The 6,271-nt window shown below is 45.3% G+C and carries 2 protein-coding genes; both read right to left on the bottom strand.

Annotated elements, in window-relative coordinates; translation table 11 throughout:
* Window positions 1-54: 54 nt before the first annotated feature.
* Window positions 55-204 carry a hypothetical protein gene (locus tag ACESZH_RS23435; protein WP_373219496.1) on the bottom strand — a complete coding sequence of 50 codons (150 nt, stop codon included), beginning with the start codon at window positions 202-204 and terminating at the stop codon, window positions 55-57.
* 79 nt (window positions 205-283) lie between these two features.
* The gene (locus ACESZH_RS23430) at window positions 284-6,208 is read right to left on the bottom strand and encodes a SpaA isopeptide-forming pilin-related protein (protein ID WP_373219494.1); all 5,925 of its coding nucleotides are present in this window, start codon (window positions 6,206-6,208) and stop codon (window positions 284-286) included.
* Window positions 6,209-6,271 lie beyond the last annotated feature (63 nt).

Genomic DNA, 6,271 nt, shown 5'->3' with positions numbered 1-6,271 from the left:
ACAAGTCTATATTCAGTTGTAATTTATCCTAAAATCCAACGGGAGTTGGATGATCTAGGCTAACCCCGAGAAGTTATTCATGTGCTGGTTCATTCTCTTTTTGTTGACTGCCTGCTCTGCTTTTTTCTGGTATGCCATCATTCTCTTGAATGATCTCTCCTGCATCTCTCTCCCTGCCTGCACTGTGTTCATTGTTTTCTTCATATTCCTTACCTGTCCTTTCCTGATTTTTGCTATGATAAAAGGGAGCCCTGAATTAAGGCTCCCTGCTCATATAAGGTTACTATTTTCTTTTTCTCTTTCTTCTGGCTGCCAGAAGTCCGGCAATGCCGCTTACAGATACTGCCAGCAGTACCACCGGAAGCCAGAGATTCGTCTCATCCCCGGTCTTCGGGTTACCGGCTGACGGTGTTCCAGGCGTACCCTCCGTTGTCTGTGGCACTTCCGGCTTGTCATTTGTCAGGTCAAAAGTCACTTCCACAATCGGTGTACTGTCATCTTTGTAAGCAAATACCACCTCATGCTCGGTCTTATCCAGTGTGTATCCATCCAGCGTCTTGGTTTCCACCAGATAATATTTCTTCTCACCGGCATATTTACCGTCTTTGTAATCAGCGATCTCATAAAGGATGCTTTCCGCATGACCGGCAGCATCCGTCTTTAAGGTCTCCAGTACCTTTCCCTTGCTGTCACGAAGTTCAAATTCCACGCCTTTTAACGGCTCTCCGGTTTCCTTATCTGTTTTATTCAGGATCACTTTACCTTTTGTGGCATCATCCTTCATAACAACGGTCTGGATCTCACCGGTATCTTTCACTTCAAAGGAAACATCTGCTGTCAGGATAAACCCTTTCGGTGCCTGTTCCTCTCTGAGTGTGTATCTGCCAATCGGCAACTTCTCCACATAATGCGGCTCCTCTGTGGAAGTCCAGCTTTCCACTACCTGGTCATTTTCGTCCAGGATCGTCAGCTTCGCACCCGGGATCTCCTGGTCTCCGGTGATATCCGTCTTGCTGATCTGTACCTTTGTCACATCGTCTTTCATTTCATGCTTCTGGATTTCCTCAGTATTCTCGATGGTAAATTCGATGCTTTCTGCGGTTACATATCCATCTGCAGGTTTGGTTTCTGTCATGGTGTAGGTCTTGCCGACTACCAGTTCTTTGATTACATGGGCTTCTTCTGCAGATACCCATTCATCCACCACATTGCCATCCTCATCGGTCACTTTCAGGTGGGCACCCGGGAGTTCATCCCCTGTTGTCAGGTCGGATTTTGTCAGCTCCACGATTGTTGCCTCATTTTCAAAGGTAAAATCATAGCTTACCTCTGCCTGGTCCGCACCGGCATATTCAAAGGTGAAATCCTGTTCCTCATTGGTGGTCACAAAACCATCCGGAGCATACAGCTCTTTCACATAATAGTTTCCGTCTACCGGCAGGTCTGCCATAAAAGTGATCTGACCGTTTTCATCGGTAGTCTTAAGCTCAATGAGCGTATCTGCTTTCAGCAGAACATCACCGCCGGCATTTTTGATATCCTCTCTTGTAAACAATCCGAAGATACCGCCTGCCAGTACACGTTCCGTGTCTTTTTCCTTTTTCAGGACGGTCACTTTGACTTTCTGGCGGTTATTCTGCCATGCTTCATCATACGTTACCACCGGGGTATCCTGGTCACGGTAACTTAAATCCACAAACTTAGGTTCCCCATCCAGCACATAACCATGGGCAGTTTCTGCCTCTTTCACATAGTATTTTCCAACCGGGAGATCCCCAAGCTGTGCAATACCATTGGTATCTGTGGTAATGGTTCCCACCAGTTCATCTGCTTTGAAGTAATCCTCGCTGACACCATCTGCCGCTTTGATATCTTCTGCAGCATAAACGTTGAAAGTAACTTCGGTAAGGCTTCCTGTGATATACTCAAACAGATGCTCCACAGTGCCTTTTGCGTTATCCAAAAGCGTTACTTTATCCAGGAATTCACCCTTCTTGTTGATGATCAGAAGCCCGGTCGGCACTTCATCTTTCATTTCAATCTTCTGGACGTCGCCGTTATCCTCAACTGTAAATGTGATATCCGTTGCTTTCAGGTAGCCATACGGTGCAAATTCTTCCCGGAGTGTGTAAGTCTCACCTGCCACCAGACGTTTGATCACATGCGGGGCATCCTTAACGGAAGTCCATTCATCCACAACATTCCCGTCCTTATCCAGCACTTTCAGGCTTGCACCATCCAGTTCTGTTCCTGTGGTAATGTCAGATTTTGTGATCTCCACTGTGGTCGGCTGGTTTTTCTTTACGGCTTCCAAAACAACTGTTTCCACATCCTGTCCCTGATAGGAAGCATCAAAGTATAAGACTTCATTGGAGGAAACGAATCCTGCCGGGGCTTTCAGCTCTTTCACATAGTAACTTCCAAGCGGAAGATCCAGTGTACAGCCTGCCTGTCCCTTCTCATCTGAAGTCATTTCCTGAAGCAGGGTATCTGCCTCAACGATTACTTTGCCGTCTGTGGTAATATCTTCTTTGTTGTAGATACCAAATACGGCACCTGCCACAACAGCACCATTTTCCGCATCCTGTTTTTCAACCGTAACCGCTACCTTCTGTCTCTCATCACCGACGGTCACTTCCTGCTCTACCACCGGAGTATCCTGGCCTTCATAGACAAAGACAACTTCAGAATCTTCCGGATTTAACACAAACCCTTCCGGGGCTGTTTTTTCTGCCACCCGGTAAGCACCAAGCGGAAGGTTTTCTGCAACTGCCATTCCATCCTCACCGGTTGTGATCGTAGTCACCAGTGTATCCTTTGCATAGACTAAAATCCGGTTCCCATCTGCGTCCTTCTGGTAATCCGGGGAGTAAATATCCTCCACCGCATACACTTCAAAGACGGCATCCTTCAGGAACTGCTCTTCGTAAATGAAATCCTTGTTAAATCCAGCAAGCATCTCACCTTTTTTGTAAACAATCAGCTTTCCTTTGACCGGATGGTTTTCGTAATCTACTTCAATCACCACATCCCCGCTGACAGAATCCATCTGGTATGCAGTATTGGAATCCACCGCGATCTCCACATAATTCTGGTTTAAGGTATAGCCGTCCGGGGCTGTCACTTCCTCGATCCGGTAATGTCCGATACTTAAATTATTCGGAAGAATCAGATAACCCTGGCTGTCTGTGAAATAGGATTTGTGGGTAACAGTGATCGGGTAAGTAGTAACCTGTTCCACATATTTCTTATGGTCCAGGTCATAAATCTTAAATTCTGTACCTGCCACCAGCACCGGTTTCTTTGTTTCATCGTCTTTCTTCACGATTTTTAACTTTGCTTTAAATTCATCATCCAGAAGGATCCGCCAGATCTGCGGCTCATCCGGATGGTTTTCACTGATGGTAACAATAAAATCATCTACGGGTTTATAATTGTTCGGTGTCGTTGTTTCTTTTACAAGGTAAGTACCATACGGAAGCGGGATGCTGCAGGCATAGCCTTTGGCATCGGTAAACATCTCTGTTTTTCCATCTGCGGTCAGCACTACCGGTTTGGCAGATGCAAAATCGTAGCTGCCGTCCGGATTAGTCTTTAAGCTGCTCTTTAAATAAGCTGTAAATCCGGCACCTTTTAACAGGTCTGCGTCTGTCTTTCCGTTATTCGCCGCTTTAATTACCTGGAACGGCTGTTTCATGACCTGTTCCGAGGATTCTGTACTGCGCTCCACATTCTTTACAAAGTCTCCCTCATAACTGCATTCCAGGTCATACTCACCCTCGTCGATCAGGTATCCGGTCGGCGGTGTGATCTCTTTCACATAGTATTTTCCAAGGTACAGGTCTTCTACCGATGCATCACCCTTTTTATCAACCGTCATGGTTGCCACCTGGCTTCCTGCTTTATAGAGGATGCCTGTCTTTCCATCCGGATGGATAATGTTTTCCCTTGCATACACTCCGTAAACAGCACCTTCAAAGGCTGCATCCCCCTGTGCTTCCCTTCCGGTCTCTTTATCTTTCTTGACCAGATGAATCGTTGCATTGACACGTTCATTCTCAAACGTATGGGTAAATGTGACGGATGCCTGTTTATCGTTGGTGTACTGAAATCTGAAAGAGAATACATCCTCACTGTTTCGGAAGTAGTTTTCAGGTGCCTGCAGCTCTTTCACATAATAGCTGTGGTTGATCGGCAGGTCTGCCTGATATACAGCGTTTCCATCGTTTCCGGTTGCTGCTTTTTCAATCAGGGTATCTTTTCTCACTACAACACTTCCGGATACATCAGCGATATCCTCAGCCGCATACAGTCCATAGATTCCTCCGGACAGCGGGTTCTTTGTGGTATCGTCCTGTTTCACCACAGATACGCTTGCCTTCTGGCGGTCATTAGCAAAGGTCACATTTCCTACTGCCACTTCCACGTTCTGCCCTGCATAGCTTAAGGTAACGGTTTTGGATTCGCCCTTGCACACATAATCTGCCGGGGCTTTCATTTCTGTTACAACGTAAGTGCCAAGATGCAGGTTCTTAAGGGTTGCACTGCCATCCTCACCGGTGGTCAGACCCTCTTTTACAAGGACACCCTTCTGGAAAATAACCCTTCCATCTGCCGCTTTAATATCCGCTCCGGCATACACGTTATAAACAGCGCCTTTCAATCTCTGTTTTGTGTACTGGAACACCACACCGGAATCTGTGACAGAAGCACCGGTCAGCACCTCCCCTTCCTTATAAACGGTCAGGTCTGCAAACTGTTCTTCATCCGTCACTTCTTTTTTCGTAACACCGCCTACAATCAGGTTAATTCCATATGATTTTGTATCTAAACGGTATCCGTTTGGTACAGAAATCTCTTTCAGGTACACGGTATTCTGTGTCTTTTCAATCGTGACACTGGATGCTCCATTAGAATCGGTTGCAGGCATTTTGGTAATAAGGTTTGTTCCTGCTTCATCACTGTAAATGCCATAGACCGCTCCTGCAATCTTTGCATTACTTTTACTATCCTTTTTTACAATATCAATCTGGGCAGTCTCCGGCCAATCAACCGTCAATTTCAGATCACTGGAATCTGTATAGTATCCGAATCCGATATCCTGTGAATTCTGCAGTTTTAAAAGCATTGCATGAAAATCCAGAGGATATTTGGATGTGATGGCATAGCTGCCTTTCAAACTACTGATATCATCTGTAGTCGCTGTCAGATGGAATTTATCCCCACCCTTTACTGTCACATTTCCTGTACCAGATTTTCCAGTTGTTTCATTGACCAGCGTTACTCCATTTTCCAGATGAAGGGTAATAGTAAATGCTTCATTTGCTTTCCATGTGAATGTTTCGGTGTCTCTTCCGGATGCAGTTACGGAAAGTCCTGGAAGTAATTCCTGTGCAGTGGGATCCGGCATTTTACCTAATGCCGTTTTTATCTCTCTCAGCATATTTTTTGCAGTGTCAGACAATGCTCCACCAAATCCCGACTCTCCATCATAAAGATAGTCCACCAGATAATGCTGCATTGCCCTTGTTTCAGAACCACATCCATATTTCTGCATGATCTGCTGGATGTTATACCCATTAAAAGTATCTCCCCATCCCGGACCGCCATATCCATAAAACAGGGCTTTCCTAAGGTATTTATCATCGCCTCCCTCATCCAGCTCCACCATATTTTTATAAGTAGTTCCGCTTGGCGGAGAAGGCATAGAATGCTGCATACAATAAGCATTCACAGTATAGGTCTTTCCATCCACTTTATACCGGATATATTTGTAGGAATCATTGCCGCCGCTTCCCATGACACTGTCAAACGGATGCAGTTTTCCATCTGAATAATAGTAATACGTGTTCGCATCAATCTCTGTAGCCTCATCCCATGGTACATCATTCCCATCATCAGAAGCTAAAAGCATGACCGCTCCTTCTGCTGAATCCTGGGCTACCTCAAGTGCGATATTATCCTCCGGCATTTCAAAATAAAAAGTATCGCTGGATGAATTATACGTCACTTCTGAATATAACAAATCTGCTGTATCTGTCTGCTCATTTGCTTCAACCTTTAATGCTGCTACTGATGTCAGACTTCCTTCAGGAAGGTTTGTTGAGAATTCAACCATTTCGCCTGGTTCATAAACTCCGTCCTCATGGTTCAAAACAATACCGAGTTCCTCTCCTTTGGTAATATCAACTTGATTGTCGCCCCGCAAAATAAAGTTCCTGTCTCTTGCACAAAAACAGCGAATTATTATATCAGTTCCATAATGATGTCT

The organism is Ruminococcus sp. 5_1_39BFAA (assembly GCF_964240875.1).
GTDB lineage: Bacteria > Bacillota > Clostridia > Lachnospirales > Lachnospiraceae > Blautia_A.
The sequence above is the reverse complement of the archived record's forward strand: the minus strand, read 5'-3'. Positions and strand labels throughout refer to the sequence as shown.